15 protein-coding genes are annotated in these 15,670 nt (G+C 64.8%); 9 read left to right on the forward strand and 6 right to left on the reverse strand.

Translation table 11 applies throughout. The annotated features are described in order from the left end of the window. Positions 1-225: 225 nt before the first annotated feature. The gene (locus BQ7391_RS04290) at positions 226-1,488 is read right to left on the reverse strand and encodes a Wadjet anti-phage system protein JetD domain-containing protein (RefSeq protein ID WP_235858617.1); all 1,263 of its coding nucleotides are present in this window, start codon (positions 1,486-1,488) and stop codon (positions 226-228) included. Between the two features lie 161 nt (positions 1,489-1,649). Here BQ7391_RS04290 and BQ7391_RS04295 point away from each other — a divergent pair, with 161 nt between their 5' ends. The 3 genes from BQ7391_RS04295 (at position 1,650) to BQ7391_RS04305 (ending at position 4,226) form a co-directional block, all read left to right on the forward strand. Then, positions 1,650-2,402, forward strand: a complete 753-nt coding sequence (locus BQ7391_RS04295; protein ID WP_075279450.1) for a DUF4190 domain-containing protein — start codon at positions 1,650-1,652, stop codon at positions 2,400-2,402. An 8-nt stretch (positions 2,403-2,410) separates the two neighbouring features. Continuing rightward, positions 2,411-2,830, forward strand: a complete 420-nt coding sequence (locus BQ7391_RS04300; RefSeq protein WP_075279451.1) for a transcriptional regulator — start codon at positions 2,411-2,413, stop codon at positions 2,828-2,830. A gap of 127 nt (positions 2,831-2,957) precedes the next feature. Continuing rightward, entirely contained in the window at positions 2,958-4,226 is a 1,269-nt protein-coding gene (locus BQ7391_RS04305) for a protein kinase domain-containing protein (RefSeq protein ID WP_075279452.1), read from the forward strand. 22 nt (positions 4,227-4,248) lie between these two features. On the opposite strand, the gene BQ7391_RS04310 is transcribed toward BQ7391_RS04305, so the two are convergent. Together BQ7391_RS04310 and BQ7391_RS04315 are read right to left on the reverse strand one after the other, a co-directional pair. After that, positions 4,249-5,388 carry a hypothetical protein gene (locus BQ7391_RS04310; protein WP_075279453.1) on the reverse strand — a complete coding sequence of 380 codons (1,140 nt, stop codon included), beginning with the start codon at positions 5,386-5,388 and terminating at the stop codon, positions 4,249-4,251. A gap of 31 nt (positions 5,389-5,419) precedes the next feature. Then, entirely contained in the window at positions 5,420-6,034 is a 615-nt protein-coding gene (locus BQ7391_RS04315) for an HAD family hydrolase (protein ID WP_075279454.1), read from the reverse strand. Positions 6,035-6,397: 363 nt separating this feature from the next. Between BQ7391_RS04315 and BQ7391_RS04320 the strand changes: the two genes are divergently transcribed. The 6 genes from BQ7391_RS04320 to BQ7391_RS04345 all read left to right on the forward strand — a co-directional run bounded on the left by BQ7391_RS04320 (position 6,398) and on the right by BQ7391_RS04345 (position 11,663). Then, a complete protein-coding gene (locus BQ7391_RS04320; RefSeq protein WP_159437348.1) occupies positions 6,398-7,927 on the forward strand; it encodes a MutH/Sau3AI family endonuclease in 1,530 nt (509 codons plus the stop codon). Between the two features lie 72 nt (positions 7,928-7,999). Further along, positions 8,000-9,277, forward strand: coding sequence for a DNA (cytosine-5-)-methyltransferase (gene dcm / locus BQ7391_RS04325; protein WP_075279455.1), 1,278 nt, complete (start codon positions 8,000-8,002; stop codon positions 9,275-9,277). 56 nt (positions 9,278-9,333) lie between these two features. Then, the gene (locus BQ7391_RS04330) at positions 9,334-9,696 is read left to right on the forward strand and encodes an arsenate reductase family protein (protein WP_075279456.1); all 363 of its coding nucleotides are present in this window, start codon (positions 9,334-9,336) and stop codon (positions 9,694-9,696) included. Between the two features lie 214 nt (positions 9,697-9,910). Next, positions 9,911-10,573, forward strand: a complete 663-nt coding sequence (locus BQ7391_RS04335) for a copper homeostasis protein CutC (protein WP_328586761.1) — start codon at positions 9,911-9,913, stop codon at positions 10,571-10,573. Positions 10,574-10,575: 2 nt separating this feature from the next. Further along, positions 10,576-11,256, forward strand: coding sequence for a pentapeptide repeat-containing protein (locus BQ7391_RS04340; RefSeq protein ID WP_235858618.1), 681 nt, complete (start codon positions 10,576-10,578; stop codon positions 11,254-11,256). Next, positions 11,247-11,663, forward strand: coding sequence for a PaaI family thioesterase (locus BQ7391_RS04345; protein WP_075279457.1), 417 nt, complete (start codon positions 11,247-11,249; stop codon positions 11,661-11,663). Before BQ7391_RS04340 ends, BQ7391_RS04345 begins: the two co-directional genes overlap by 10 nt. Positions 11,664-11,699: 36 nt before the next feature. On the opposite strand, the gene BQ7391_RS04350 is transcribed toward BQ7391_RS04345, so the two are convergent. The 3 genes from BQ7391_RS04350 to BQ7391_RS04360 all read right to left on the reverse strand — a co-directional run bounded on the left by BQ7391_RS04350 (position 11,700) and on the right by BQ7391_RS04360 (position 15,615). Then, positions 11,700-12,893 carry a diphosphate--fructose-6-phosphate 1-phosphotransferase gene (locus BQ7391_RS04350; protein ID WP_075279458.1) on the reverse strand — a complete coding sequence of 398 codons (1,194 nt, stop codon included), beginning with the start codon at positions 12,891-12,893 and terminating at the stop codon, positions 11,700-11,702. A gap of 365 nt (positions 12,894-13,258) precedes the next feature. Then, positions 13,259-14,548 carry a phosphopyruvate hydratase gene (eno, locus tag BQ7391_RS04355; protein ID WP_075279459.1) on the reverse strand — a complete coding sequence of 430 codons (1,290 nt, stop codon included), beginning with the start codon at positions 14,546-14,548 and terminating at the stop codon, positions 13,259-13,261. 128 nt (positions 14,549-14,676) lie between these two features. Next, a complete protein-coding gene (locus BQ7391_RS04360; RefSeq protein ID WP_075279460.1) occupies positions 14,677-15,615 on the reverse strand; it encodes a 3-hydroxyacyl-CoA dehydrogenase in 939 nt (312 codons plus the stop codon). Positions 15,616-15,670: the final 55 nt, after the last annotated feature.

Genomic DNA, 15,670 nt, shown 5'->3' on the forward strand with positions numbered 1-15,670 from the left:
GATTGGGGTTGTGGCAGAAAACGCGCTGCCATGACCCCGTTTTCCGCAACAGTGCCGAGAAGAACCGCAGGTGGCGAGAAGTGCGGGCTGCCATAACCCCCATCCGCGCAACGTCAGCGGCGGGGAAACTGCCACGACCCGGATTTACGCAGCGGGTCCGGCCGGCGCGCCCAACCCGCAGCGGATCCAACCCGCGGCGCGCCCAACCCGCAGCGCGCCAAGCGCCTACAGATCCGCTGCCGTGACGATCTCCTGCGGGATGAGGCGGGCGCCCTCTATCACGGCTCGCAGATAGGAGGTCTCCTTCGGCTTGAGGGCGGGTTCCAGAAGCTCGAGCCCCTCAACGCGCACGCCTCCCTGGTCCGTCTCCTCGTTCTCCAGCGGATCGGGGAAGCGCTTCATCGCGCGCCTCAGCATGAGGCGGTATGCGGGGACGAACGGCTCGACCTCAAAGCACCCGTCGGCCACTGAGGCGAGCTTGGCCAGGATGGAGAGGCCGGCGCGGTCTATGTCGCCCCAGTAGAGCACGCGCACGTCCTCGGCGCCGAGCGAGGCGATAAGGTCGGGCAGTTTGTGCGGGTCATCAACGATGTACCCGTTGCCGAAGACCACGCCGTGGACCCGCTCGTCGAGGATGCGCTTTCGCCCGTCCAAGAACATCGCGTTTCTCATGTTGACCCAGGGGTCAAGGTTCTCGGAGACAACGAGTCGCAGGTGGCGGTGGTGCTTGGGGATGTGGTGCATGAGCTCGAGCTTGGTCTGCGGGCGCGTGACCACCGCGTCCGAGAGGCCCATGAGGTGCAGCAGCTTGCGGCCGTCCGAGTCGAGCGCCAGGAACTTCTCATCACCGAAGAGGTGGTACGAGAGCTCGCGCGTGCTGAGGGTGCCGTCGCCGATGGAGGCGGACCCGGCAAGCGCGGCGTCGAGCGCGCGGAGCTCGCGCTCGAAGCGGACGTATGCCTCGGGGGTGCTGAGCAGCCAGCCGTTGATCCACAGGCGAGGGTCGAGGTCGATGATCTTCCGGCGGATGTCCTCGAGCTCGGGAGTCTGCTTGCGCACGGTGTCAAGCCCCGCAAGGCTGCGGGCGGGGCGCCGCGCGGGAGGCCTGGGCCGCTCCGCGCGGGCTATGGCCTGTGGCCGGCTTTCCGGCCGCGTCTCCGGTCGCGCGTTCTTCTCGTCCTTGCTGTTCGCGTGCTTGGCCGGGCCGAGTGTCGGCGTGCCGCCGGCAAGAAGAACATAGCCCTCGCCGCCCTTCTCCCGCTCGAGCACGTGAAGGTCGAGCAGGTCCTTGAGCGTGGGCTCGCCCGCCCCGTACTTGGTGAGAACGCCCATTACGTCCTCCCTGCCCAGTGGGTTCTTGCGCAGGCGGACGAGACCGCTCGCGATGCCGCCCGAGACGCTGCGCTGCTGGACGGGCAGCTCTTTGCTGAGGAGCTTTGCCAGGGAGACGATCGCGTCATGCTCCTGCTCGGTGAGTTTCTGTGCCATCGGTGCCTCTCTTCGGGGGTTGCTCAGTACAGCATACCGTTACGGGCGGCATGGGCGTGCGGGCGGCTATTAGCTCGCAGCTAATGAATTTGCCGAGGCCCTTTCCAATAATGGACGCGTCGAACGTCGATTGCGCCTCAGGGCGCGGAAAGGGGCAAGACATGAGTGAGCAGAGGACGGGTCTCCCCACGTCAGGGACGGCCATTGCGGGGTTGGTCATCGGCATTCTGGCCGTGGTTTCCTCCTGGATGCCCATCATCAACAATCTCTCTTTCGTGCTGGCCGTCATCGGCCTGGTTCTTGCCGTCGTGGGACTGGTGGCCACCATGCGCGGAAAGAAGGCGGGCAAGGGCCTTGCCGTTGCGGCGCTTGTCACCAACCTGGTTGCGGCAGGCATGGTGCTCGCCACGCAGAGCGCCATGAGTGCGGCCATCGATGAGGCAACGAGCGCGCCCGAGGTCTCCTCCGTGTCATCTTCGGGGGGCGCGTCTGAGGATCAGGCCGCGCCGTCCGATGATGCCGCGGGGGCCCAGGACGAGGCGCAGCCCGCGACTGACCTTGAGCCGGGCGCTTCCGTCGAGCTGGCGAACGGGCTCTCCGTCTCCGTGGACTCCGTTGAGGCGGGCCTTGCCAACTATGACGGTTCCGAGGTTGTGGCCGTGCGCGTGACCTATGTCAACAATGGCAGCGAGCAGACAAGCTACAACACCTATGACTGGAAGGGCGAGGATGCTAGCGGCGCGCAGGAGTATGCCACCTACTACAGCGAGGCGGAGGACGACCTTGGGTCCGGCACGCTCGCCGCAGGTGGCACCAAGTCCGGTACCATCTATTTTGAGGGCGGCACGGTGAAGGCGCTCTACTTTGGGAACATGCTGAGCGACGAGCCCTCGGCAAGCTGGACCATAGGGTAAGAGGAATCATGGCGGAACGACTGACGGAGGAGCTGCTCGACGAGCTCCTCTCCACCTCCGACCTCGAGGGCTATCTCGAGGAGCGCGCGCCGAGCGGCCGCACGCTCTCCGAGTACCTCACGCAGCTTCTTGCCGAGAAGGGGCTCGAGCGCTCGCGCGTCGTGCGCATGGCCAACCTCAACGACACCTTCGGCTACCAGATCTTCCAGGGCACGCGCCACCCGAGCAGGGACAAGGTCCTGCAGATCGCCTTCGCCATGGCCCTCACGCTGCGCGAGACCAACCGCGCGCTCAAGGCTGCGGGGGCGAACGAGCTCTACTGCAAGGATCGCCGCGACGCGATCATCATCTTCTGCCTCGATCGTGGCTGCTCGCTTCAGAAGGTGAACGAGGAGCTGTACCGCTTTGGGGAGCGGACCATCTGCTAGGGGCTGTGATTCGGAGGCGTTGTCGATTGGGGGCCGTGGCGGGATTCGGGCTGCCACGACCCCTGATTGCGCGGCGGCCCCGCGAGGCGGACGCCGATTCGTCCGGGCCCTCTGCTAGGATTGCCACATGGAGACATGCGAAGACACCCTTGAAGACGACCTGGCCCGCTACCTCGATTCACTCGAGCGCGAGGACTCGTATCGTGTCGACGCCGTGCTCAAGGAGGGGCCGCTCGAGGTCACGGAGCGCGTCTTCTTTGTGGGGAGGAGCGGTGCCGAGCTGGGCCCTTTCGTGCGAAAGTACCTGAGCGCCGAGTGTGGTCTAGGTAGTGCGTACGCGGCGCTGCACGCGGCGCAGCGTCGCGGCGTGAGCCTGCCGCACCTCCCGCGCATTGTGGAATGCTATCGCCATGGCGAGAAGAACGTGGTGGTGATGGAGTGCGTGCGCGGGGAGACGCTCTCCGAGCGCGTTGTCCGGGCGCGGACCCCCGGCGAGCGGCTGGACCTTCTTTCCTGCATCTTCCCGGACCTGTGCGACGCCGTGAGCGAGCTTCACGAGCGGCTTGACCCTCCGGTAATCCATCGCGACCTCAAGCCGGAGAACGTCATGGTGTCAGGCTCCGGGGTCACCCTCATCGACCTAGGGATTGCCCGCTTGTTCAGGAAGGATGGAGAGCAGGATACCACGCACTTTGGCACGCGTGCCTACGCGCCGCCCGAGCAGTTCGGCTTTGGGCAGACGGACGTGCGGAGCGACGTGTACGCCCTCGGCATGCTGCTTTTCTTCTGCCTCGTGGGCCGTGAGCCCATGCCACGCGACCGCGAGGATGGCTTCGTCGCGGCGGGCGTGCCGGAGGCTCTGCGCGCGGTGGTCCGCCATGCGACGGAGCTCGACCCGGCGGCGCGCTACGGCAGCGCCCGCGAGCTCGGGGACGCCTTTCTCGCCGCGCTGTCCCAAGTGGGGGACACGTCAACGGGCGAGAGGGACGCCCTCCCGCCGACCTCCTTCGACTATCCGCGCGAGGCGCGCCTACGTGCGCCCTCTGGTCTCGCGAGCCTGCTCGTGCGCGTGCCGAGATGGGCCGGCGTGGTCTGGAACACGGCGGTGCTTCTCGTCTGCGCGGTGTTCGTCATGGGCTGCGTGATGGCGGTTGTCGAGCCCACGCCGGAGAACGCCGCCTGGCCCGCGTGGTACCTGCTGTGGAGCTACTTCGCCTTTATGGTCCCGGAGCTCGTCATCGTGGCCTACCTGCTGCTGGACCGCCGGCCGGTGCGCAGGGCCATCCCACCGCTGGCGCGCCTCACCGTGGGCCGCGAGCTGCGCGTGGCGCTCATCGCCATGCTGGCGCTTCTCGCCGCGTGGATCGTTGCCACGGCGGTGATGCAGGCCGGGTAGCAGCCCGCCGCCGTCTCGCCCGCTAGCTCGCCTCAAAGGTGAGGTAGACGTACGAGCTGCTGTACTCGTCGTACTCCTCCTCCGGGTCTGTCTCGTAGCTCACGGTGCCGGAGAGGCCGCCCGCCGCGTCAAAGCGCACGATGAGGTCGTCGTAGTACGAGCCGGCGCTAAACTGCTCCACGAACTCCTCGGGGAAGGCGGGCTCGGCCGCAAGCAGGCCGTCCGCGGCAAGCGGCACGTCGAGGTCGGCGACCATCCCCGAGAGGCTCGCGAAGTCACGCTCCGCCCGCGCGAGGTTCTCCTCCGGCGTAAGCGAGAGGTCGAAGTCCGTGTGATAGTCCAGCGTCTCCACCACGCCGTCCTCGTTCACGCTCACGCACAGGCTGGACGTCTCCGGGTCGCCGATGTCAAGCGTGTAGCCAAAGATGCGGTAGCCGTAGCTCTGGTAGCCCTCCTGAGGGTCGTCCGCGGAGACGTAGCCGCAGCCCCCGTCCTCAAACGCGGCCGCGACGGCATCGATGGTTTCTGCGGCGGCCTGCTGCGCCTCGGACATGGCCGACGCCGACGCGAAGAAGCGCGGGACAAACACAATCACGAGCGCAATCACCGGGGCGAGAAACACCGCGAGGCGTCGCGGCGCGAGCCTGGGCATGGGCAGGCGGTAGCCCTCCGCGATGCGCCGGGCTGCCTCGTGCAGGGTGTGCATGAGGTGCCAGATGCCGAAGAGCCCGAGCGCGCCGGCGGCCACTTGTGCGGTCTCGCCGATGCCCTCGAGGTTCCTGTCGCCCCGCCCCTCGCCAACTGCCTGCGCCACGCGGCCCGCCGAGGCGAGGCCGAGGGCGGCGTTGAGCTCGCCGGGCGTGCTCGCGTCCACGTGCGGGGTGAGCGCCGCGCGCTCGACGGCGGCCCACTCGTCGGAGCCGGCGAGCGAGCGCGAGCGCACCAGCAAGACCATGGAGATGACCAGGTAGACGACAACGATGGGAAGCAGCGCGAAGATGCCTGCGTCGTAGGTGCCCCGCGACTCCAGGGCGATGTCGTCGATCATGATGAGTACCACCCACGCCGCGAGCGTGGGGAAGATCGCGAGGAGGAAGTAGCCTCCCAGCTTGGGCCAGAGGTAGAGGCGCCGGATGAGGCGTACGTCTGAGTCGGTGAACATGGGGCTCCCTGGTCCTTCTTGCCGAGCGCGCCTAGCTGAGCAGGCGCACGTTGGCCTCGAGCTCGGCGATGTTGTCCTGGTAGTGGAACGCGTGCATGCCCGCCGCCCGTGCGCCCTCGCAGTTGTCCGCGTTGTCGTCAACGAAGAGGCACTCCGCCGGGTCGAGCCGATAGCGGAGGCAGAGCAGGCGGAAGATCGCCGGGTCCGGCTTCATGATGCGCTCCTTGGCCGAGACCACGCAGCCGTCGAGGTATGGCGTGACGGGCGCGTGCCCGAGCTGGTCCATGATGCGGGTGTTAGCGTTGGAGAGCACGTAGATGCCGTAGCCCTCGCGCTTGAGGCGGATGCCGAGCTCGTTGGTGGCGGCAATGGGCTCGGAGTGCTCCGGCCAATGGTCGAAGCACTCGTTGAGGTTGGGGTGCAGGCGCTCGGGCAGGTGGGCGAGCGCGTAGCGTCGCATGGTCTCGTGGCTGATGGTGCCGGAATCCAAAAGCGACCACATCGTGGTGCCAAAAAGCGCGCCGTCGAGCAGCTCCGCGTCCTCGGGCGTGTCCGTAAAAAGGCCTGCGAAGCGCGGCCCGTCAAAGGTCATGAGCACGTTGCCCATGTCAAAGATGATGTTTCTGATGGGTCTGCCGCTGGCCATGGGCGCCTCCCGTCGGTCGGTTGCAGAAAGTATAGCGCTGGGCGGGACGGGGGCGGATGGGCGCTCCGCAATCGGCGCCGTTGTGGCCCCGTGGGGCCCTCTCATTGGTCGCCGGACCAAACAATTCTGCGGCCCTCGCACGAGGGGTCATTTTGGGCGCGTTTCCGACGCGCAACCCCGTCCTTTTGCGAGCCTTTTCTCCCAAACCCATTCAACCCCGCCGTATGCGGGGCGCTGGCGCTGAAAATAATCGCTATGAATCGACGGGAGAGCTCGCTTGGAATCTCGCATGTAGGCGCGTTCGAGTAAACTTTCTCCGTCTGCAAGTTCCTGTTGCGCCCACATGGATTTGGGGTGAGCTCCGTGGAGAAGAACGCAAACAGCAAGCACTGTTTTTCTCGCGAGGAAATAGTTCGAAAGTTTGAGAGCTGTAGGGGCAAGACCCTTGGAGAGATTGACAAGACTGGCGTCTTTACGGGAAAGCCCAAGAACAAGGGCGTGGCAGGAGCGGTCATTGAACAGTCGGTGCTGGGCTACCCGCCTGACGTTCGGCAGGAGCCTGATATAAAAATTGATGGTATTCCGTACGAGGTGAAGACAACGGGTCTCGTTTTTGGCGCAAAGAGCGAAGGCGGGGGCCGGCAGCGTCGTTCAAAGCCCGGGCCTTCCGGGTTGGACAAGTGCGAGCTGAGAGACCTTGAGGCCAAGGAGCCCATGTCTGTTACAGCGGTCTCGGTTGACGAGATTTGGAAAGAGGAGTTCACTAGCTCGGCGTTTTGGCATAAGCTCGAGCACATGCTCATTGCCTATTATCTCTATAACGATGGAAAAGCAAAGAAAGTTGATGACGCTCTTGAGTACGAGCGCTTCCCGTTTATTGACTATGAGCTGCACGACTGGAACGACGACGACCGTGAGGTTCTCAGGTCAGACTGGCAGATCGTGCGGGACTTTGTGGCGCGCGTTCATCAGGAGGGGCTTGACCCAGACGAGGAGTACCCCAAGATAAGCCATGAGCTCAACAGAAAGCTTATGTATACGGACACATCTCCGAAATGGCCCAACAAGCCGCGCTGGAGACTCAAGCGCTCCACTGTGACGTCAATGGTCAAGGAGCACTTTGCCCACGCGGAGCTAGAGCGGCTTCCGGTGCTCCTTTCCAGCTATGCCGACATTGAGCGCGTGTGCCAGGACATTCGCCGTGACTACGGTGGGACGACCGTGGCGGAGCTTGCGAGGGAACTTCACTTTGGGGGTTCGCTTGCGGGCAAGAGCGTAAACGAAGGCCTGCTTGTCCGCATGTTTGGCGGCAGTGAGAAGAAGATTTCGCGCATCGACACCTTTGCCAAGGCGGGCATTCAGTGCAAGAGCATGACGCTGGCCAGCGGCGCCGTGCGGCTTTCCGAGGATATGAAGTTTGCAAGGATTGACTTCGATGAAGTGATGAACGAGGACGTTTCCTGGGAGGATTCTGCCGCCAAGGAGTGCTTTGAGGGCAGGTTTCTCTGCGCCGTCTTTTCCGAGCCTTCTCGGGAGGCCCCACTCTCTGAGAATGTCTTCGAAGGCTTCAAGTGGCTCGTCCTTGACGACGAGGTGGTCGACGAGGCCCGTATGGTGTGGGAAGAGGTACGTCGCCTCATAGTCGAAGACGAGCTTAAAGACATCCCCGTTCTAAGGAAAGATGGCGCGCAGATAGTGAACCAGAACGGTGTCCCGAGGTCGGCGCCCAATTTTCCCAAGTCAAAGGATGCAAAGGCGGTCTTTGTGAGGGGAGACAGCTCCGACTCGTCAAGAAAGCCGCTTGTCATTAATGACGTGAGGATGTATCTCCAGTACTTCTGGTTGAGGAAGCAGTGGGTGGCGGACCGCCTGGCACAGGAGCAATACCTCTAGAGATCTTGATCTTGTCGCCTCGATCGGCTATGATGATCTGGCAACAGCGACACAGAAAGCGAATGGAGAAACGTGTCGTCACAGAAGACTATTAGAGTGGCCGAGCTCTTTGCGGGTGTCGGCGGGTTCAGGCTGGGCCTTGAGGGATACCATAACCCCAACGAGCCGCAAATGGAGCTGCCTGCGGCGGGCCCCTACGAAACTGTCTGGGCGAATCAATGGGAGCCTCCCGGAACCGAGGCCAAGCAGTTCGCGGCGCGTTGCTATCGCGCACGTTTTGGCGAAGACGCCGTGGTAAACGAGGATATTCACGTTGTTCTCGACAAATTCGAGCACGGGGAAATCGAGATTCCCGACGTGGACATGGTGGTGGGAGGCTTTCCCTGCCAGGACTACTCCGTCGCCAAGCCGCTTTCCCAAGCGGGCGGTATCGAGGGCAAGAAAGGCGTGCTCTGGTGGGACATCTACAGGTTCCTTCAGCACAAGCGACCCCGATACGTGCTGCTCGAGAATGTCGATCGCCTGCTCAAGAGCCCGGCATCTCAGCGTGGGCGTGATTTCGCAATTATCCTCTCCTGCTTCAATGACCTGGGCTACTCCGTTGAGTGGCGTGTGGTGAACAGCGCAGAGTACGGTTTTCCGCAGCGCCGCAAGCGCACCTATATCCTCGCTCGATTCGTGGGGGAGGAGTGGGACCTTGGGCAACAGATTGCGCGAGGGCTCATGGCGCGGGCTTTTCCCATTGAGGAGCCAAATTCGTCCGTGATTTCTTACGTTGAGATTCCGGATGATCCCTACATTGCCACGCGAGACTTCAACAAGGGTGGCAAGCTGTCCCCGTTCATGGACGCGGGTGTCATGCAGGATGGCCGTGCGGCAAGCTGCAAGATTGTGGAGGCATACGAGGGGCCACGTCGTACGCTTGGTGACGTGCTTGTTCCCGATGCAGAGGTGCCCGAGGAGTTCTATATCGAGCTGGACAAGCTGTCTCAATGGGAGTATCTCAAGGGCGCAAAACGCGAGAAGCGCGTCAACAAGAAGACGGGTTTCGAATACATGTACTCTGAGGGGTCCATGGCGTTCCCGGACGCGCTTGATCGTCCTTCTCGCACGATTCTGACGGGCGAGGGAGGGCGTGGTGCCTCTCGGTTTAAGCATGTGATTAAGACGGCGGATGGTCGGTATCGCCGCCTGGTGCCTGACGAGCTTGACCAGCTCCAGGGGTTCCCGCGCGGGTGGACCAATACGGGTATGACTGACGGGCACCGGGCCTTCTGCATGGGCAACGCACTTGTGGTAGGAATTCCCCACGCAATTGGTCAGGTGCTTGCCGAGCTCGATGGGGCGTAAATCCGCCCTCTGCGCGTGCTACACTGGCGCCACGGCAACGGACGGGAGGAAACACCATGGCTGACGTGCTCTTTGTTGAGTATCCCAAGTGCAGCACCTGCAAGCGGGCCAAGGCGTGGCTGGACGCGCACGGCGTGAGCTACGCGGACCGGCACATCGTCGAGGACAACCCCACGGCAGACGAGCTCGCCGCCTGGCAGGCTCGCTCGGGCCTTCCCGTTCGCCGCTTCTTCAACACGAGCGGTCGGCTCTACCGCGAGCGCAACGTGAAGGCGCTGCTCGACGCGGGCATGGCGGACGCCGACGCCTTTGCGCTTCTCGCCGAGGACGGCATGATGGTCAAGCGCCCCATCGTGGTGGGGGAGGACTTCGTGCTCGTGGGCTTTCGCGAGGCGGAGTGGGAGGCCGCGCTGCTGTAGCAGCCTCGTTCGAACACCCGACTTCTGGTTGCGCCAGAATCACAAACCAGGGCCCCGGGAAGGGTCCTGGCTTCTTATCTGGGCTGTTTGCCTACGGTTCTTCTGGGCGGTCCTCGGGAATTCCGGTTACCTCTTAGCTATCAAAGAGAGGCGGAGCCAGTTTTGTCGGGTGTTCGTGGCATACTGGCGAGAAGGGCAACGAGGGGAGAAACCCATGCTGACAAGGGAGTTCTGCGCCGAGAACATGGAGCACGTTCCGGTTGCGGTCGCCGCGGGTGCGGCGCGCATTGAACTGTGCGACAACCTCGCCGTGGGCGGCACCACGCCGAGCTACGGCGTTATTCGCGCGGCCGTCGCGTTCGCGCGCGAGAAGAGCGTTGACGTCATGTGCATGATTCGCCCGCGCGGCGGCAGCTTCGAGCACACTCCCGCCGAGGCCGTCATGATGCGCGAGGACCTTATCATGGCCAAGAGCCTAGGGATCACCGGTGTGGTCTTCGGCTGCCTGCGCGGCGGCCGTTTGGACACCGAGCTTACTTCAGAGCTGATTCGTCTTGCCCACGAGGACACCCCCGAGGCCCCTGGCCGTGTGGCCGTGACCTTCCACATGGCCTTTGACGCACTGGCGCCGGAGGATCAGCTCCCCGTTATAGACTGGCTCGCCGCACGGGGCGTGGAGCGCATCCTCACGCACGGCGGTGCTGCCGGCACGCCCATCGCGGACAACCTTGACCGCCTGCGCGCCTACGTGGACCGCGCGGCCGGGCGCATCATCATTCTCCCGGGTGGTGGCATCACCTGGGAGAACGCCGAGGAAGTCGCCGCCGCGCTGGGCGTCTCCGAGGTGCATGGGACCAAGATCGTCAAGGTGGGCTGACCGTGGCTCGACCGAGGCAGGTGAAGGGCTTCGCTCAGGTCACGCCGGACCTTGGCGAGCATATGGGGCATGACGTCCTTCTCGCCAGCTTGGCGTCCGGTGAGGCGCGCGTGCGGGGAACGGCGTTTTCCGGGCTACAGCTTGACGGCGTCTCCGCCGTCGGCGCCGCCTTTGAGAACGTGGCGTTTCGCGGCTGCGTCATTGAGGGCGTGGACTTCTCAGGCTGCACGTTCACGGACGTTCAGTTTCTGAGTTGCCGCTTCATCTCCTGCACGATGGCGCGCTCGTGGCTCAACCGGGTGGACTTCCGGTCGTGCTCGGCACCGGGCATGAGCTTTGGCAAGGGTCGGCTCACCGGTGTCCTCATGGCGGACTCCCAGTTTGACTACTGTGACCTCTCGGAGGCCTCCGTGAGCCACCTGCGCGCGGGAGCAACGAGCCTTTCCGAGCTCAACCTGTTCCTCACCAAGCTCTCTCACGTGGAGCTCGGTGACTGCGACCTCACGTGGGCGACGGTCTATCGCTCGAGTCTCTCGGGCATCGACCTCTCCACGTGCGACATATCGGGAATACGCGTGTCCGGGGACTTTCGCGATCTGCGCGGCGTCGTGGTGAGCGCCCCGCAGGCGGTGCAGCTGGCAGGGCTTCTGGGCGTGACGGTGAAGGAGGAAGAATGGCTTTGATTGGTGAGGATGCCTCACTCGAGGAAGTGCAGCGGGTCTTCAGAAACGACCGCTTTGCGACGGACGCGTGTGGCTGCCGCGTGGTTGAGGCCTCGCGGGGGCATGCGGTGTGCGAGTTCGACATCACGCCCGGCCACCGAAACGAGAAGGGCGGCGTCATGGGCGGCGCCATCTTCACGGTGGCGGACCTCGCCCTTGCCGTGGCGTCCAACGTGGGCGAGCCGGTGACGGTGTCCGTGAGCAGCTCGATTGAGTTCATGAGCGCCGCAAAGGGCGAGAGGCTCATCGCCACGGCGGACGTGGACAAGAACGGGCGCACGCTGGGGTTCTACAACTGCCTCGTCACGGACGAGCTGGGCACGCCCGTGGCGCGCGTGACCCAGACGGCGATGCACCTGCGCCAGTAGGGGCTGCCGGGGGGCGCGGGGCGCCCCCCGACGGGCCTAGTCGAGCGAGGCGAGCTGGGCGGGGAGCTCGCCGATGAGCGGGCGAATGTAGGCGCGCAGCTCGTCGCCGATGCCCATGCCGTCGGCAGAGATCCACTCGCTCGGGATGTTGCGCACCTGGTTGGCCACGGCGGCAACGTCGATGAGCTTGGTGCGGGACTCGTACGGGTCGTTGGAGACGCGCTCGATGGCGCACATCTTTGCGGTCTCGCCGGCAAAGGCGGCCTCGACGGCGGCATAGCCCACGTCGTAGGCCTCGTTGAGGTCGGTCCTGCTGGCGACGTAGCTCGCGCAGCGCTGGAGCGTGGAGAGCTCGACGGCGCGGGTCTTGCAGCCGATGCGCTCCTTGGTGAGGGCGGCGAGGTAGCGGCTGGCGCCCGAGAGCATGGCGAGGTGCCCGAACTCATCGGTCCCCACTCCCGGCGCGGCCGCACGCTCGCAGATGAGCTTGCCGTCTGGCGTGCGGACGCCCTCGCTCACGCCCACCATCACGGTGTTCTTCTTCTCGAGCGCCTGGATGAGGCGCTCGATGAGGGCATCCTCGTCGAGCGGGACCTCGGGAAGGAGCACGAGGTCGGGCTCGACGAAGGCAAGGGCGCTCGAGGCGGTGAGCCAGCCGGCGTCGCGCCCCATGATCTCGACGAAGGTGACGCTCTTGAGGTTGTAGACGTCGGCGTCGTAGGCAAGCTCGTTCATGGCGGTCGCCACGAAGCGCGCGGCGCTGCCGTAGCCGGGGGTGTGGTCGGTTCCCACGAGGTCGTTGTCGATGGTCTTGGGCACGCCGATGAAGCGGATGTCGCTCCCGGTGCTCTGGCCATAGGCGGCGAGCTTGGAGATGGTGTCCATGGAGTCGTTGCCGCCGATGTAGAGGACCGCGGAGGCCCCTAGCTGCTCAAAGCGCTCGAAGAGCTGCTGGTAGACGACATCATCCGTTCCGGGCGCGGGGAGCTTGAAGCGGCAGCTCCCGAGCCAGCTCGCCGGGGTGTTACGAAGAAGCTCGAGGTCGACCCTGCTGACGAATGCCTCGTCGAGGCGCACGGAGCGGCCGTCGAGGAATCCCTGGATGCCATAGCGCATGCCCTCGACGCGCGCTCCCTCGAGGATGCCTGCGGCAATCACGCCGGCGAGGCTCGCGTTGATGGCGGCGGTGGGCCCGCCCGACTGTCCTACCAGCACGCATCTCTCGGCCATTTGGGGTGCTCCCTTCGTCGTTTGCGCTGCTGTAAGCATACCTCAGGGTTCGGGTGGGGCAGGCCGGTGTGCAAAAGAGCGGATAGTGCGAAAATCGACGGCAGTCTCATGCAGTCAGCGGCATAGTGTGAAGCTCTGCGGGGACCTCCGTGGGTAGAGGCCTGACGATGACCTGCGGTTATGTGATGTCAAACCGTTTGCTCCGCTGGAAATCCCAGGATATGGGCGAGAGGGGCTTCACACTAAGCCGCTGATTGCAGGGGAAGACGGGATTATTTCACACTATCCGCTTGATTGCAGAAGGGCGCGCCCTCGGATGGTCCGAGGGCGCGCCCAGAGTTTGACGGTCTGTTCCCGCTCGGCGTTTATGCGAGGTTGTAGAATGCCGCCTTCTGCAGGTACTCGGCGCTCGCGCCGAGGGAGTCCTCGATACGGAGCAGCTGGTTGTACTTGGCCACGCGGTCGGTGCGGGCGGGGGCCCCGGTCTTGATCTGGCCGGCGTTGGTGGCTACCGCGAGGTCGGCAATCGTGGTGTCCTCGGTCTCGCCGGAGCGATGGGAGACCACGGCGGTATAGCCGGCGCGCTTGGCCATCTCGATGGCGTCGAGCGTCTCCGTGAGGCTGCCGATCTGGTTGACCTTGATGAGGATGGCGTTGGCGGCGCCCACCTCGATGCCCTTCTTGAGGCGCTCGGTGTTGGTGACGAAGAGGTCGTCGCCCACGAGCTGGACCTTCTTGCCGAGGCGCTCCGTGAGCTTGACCCAGCCGTCCCAGTCCTCCTCGGCCAGGCCGTCCTCGATGGAGATGATGGGATACTTCTCGACGAGCTCGGCCCAGTAGTCGACCATCTCGTCGGACGTGAGCGTGCGGCCCTCGCCCTTGAGCTCGTACATGCCGGTCTCCTTGTTGTAGCACTCGGAGGTGGCGGGGTCCATGGCGAACATGAAGTCCTCGCCCGGCTTGAAGCCGGCTGCCTCAACGGCCTCCATCAGGTAGACGAAGGGCTCGGCGTTGGTCTTGAGGTCGGGGGCAAAGCCGCCCTCGTCGCCCACGCCGGTGGAGAGTCCGGCCGTCTTGAGGGTGTCCTTGAGCGTGTGGTAGACCTGCGCGCACCAGCGAAGGCCGGTCGCGAAGTCCGGGGCGCCCACGGGCATGATCATGAACTCCTGGAAGTCGACGTTGTTGTCCGCGTGGACACCGCCGTTCAGGATGTTCATCATCGGGACGGGGAGGGTGTGCGCGTTGGGGCCGCCCAGGTAGGCGTAGAGCGGCAGCCCCGCGGAGGCCGCGGCGGCACGCGCGATGGCAAGCGAGCAGCCGAGGATTGCGTTGGCACCCAGGCGACCCTTGTTGGGGGTACCGTCGGCGGCGATCATGGCCTCGTCGGCGCCGCGCTGGTCGGTGGCCTCGCGGCCCACAAGCACGGCGGCGAGCTCGTCGTTGACGTGTGCCACCGCCTGGGTGACGCCCTTGCCCAGATAGCGGTCCTTGTCTCCGTCGCGCAGCTCGACGGCCTCGAACTCGCCGGTGGACGCACCGGACGGGACGATGGCGCGTCCGAGGGAGCCGTCCTCGAGCGTGACCTCCACCTCGACGGTGGGGTTGCCGCGGGAGTCGAGCACCTCGCGACCATATACCTTTGCGATCTTGCTCATGGCGAACCTTTCTGTTTGACTGAGCTAACTTGTTTTGAAGTATACCCAATCTAACAATTGGCATACCGAGACGAAGAAGGCTCATGAAAAAGGGACGACACGTCGTGACGCGCCGCCCCCGGACCGTGCTAGCGATAGTCGTAGAAGCCCTTGCCGGCGGCGCGACCGGTCTCGCCGCGGTCGATCTTCTCCTTCAGCAGCGCGGCGATGCGGCCCTTGATGGTGGTGGGGTCGGCTGCCGCAGGGTCGAGCAGCGTGATGTTGTAGGCGGTGGTCAGCCCGACGATGTCGAGGATCTGGAACGGGCCCGCCGGCGCGCCGGTGCCGAGCCTCCAGGCGAGGTCGATGTCCTCGACCGAGCCCACCTCACCGGCCCAGAGCGCCTGTGCGGCGGTGAGGAAGGGCACGAGCATGCTGTTCAGCAGGTAGCCGGGCTGCTCCTTCATGACCTTGAGGGGCACCATGCGGATGCCCGCGGCAAACTCGACCACCTCGTCGAAGTGCGCCATGTCCGTTCCGGGGTGCGGCATGACCTCGGCGGTGGGGTTCTTCCAGATCTCATTGGCAAAGTGCAGCGCGAGGTACTTGTCGGGACGGCCGGTGTGCTCGGCAAAGGCGCTCGGAAGGAGCGTGGAGGAGTTGGTCACCACGATGGTCCGCTCGGGCATGATGGGGGCAACGGCGGTGTAGAACTCGATCTTCTGCTGGGGGTTCTCGGCGATGCACTCGATCACGAGGTCGGCGTCGGAGAAGGCCTCCTCATAGCTCGTGGTGAGGCGGATCCCCTCGTAGGCGGCCTCGACGCGCGCCTTGGCGGTCTCGCAGGTCTCGGGCGTGACGTCCTCGCGGGGGAGAAGGCCGTAGGCGTAGGCGGCGGGGTTGGTCTTCATGGCCTCGAGCGTGGCGAGGTAGACCTCGCGCAGGTGGTCGAGCTTGGGTTGGCAGCGCTCGATGGAGCCCTCCGAGCGGAGCCAGATGGTGACGTCACACCCGCTGTACGCGCACTGGAAGGCGATCTGGCTTCCGAGCACGCCGCCTCCGGCGACGACGACCTTGGTGAACTTCATGGGAGAGTCCTTTCCGTTGGGCGCGGCGGGGGTCGCCGCGCGGATGCCTTCCTCC

The organism is Thermophilibacter provencensis, assembly GCF_900128445.1.
In the GTDB taxonomy this organism is placed as follows: domain Bacteria; phylum Actinomycetota; class Coriobacteriia; order Coriobacteriales; family Atopobiaceae; genus Thermophilibacter; species Thermophilibacter provencensis.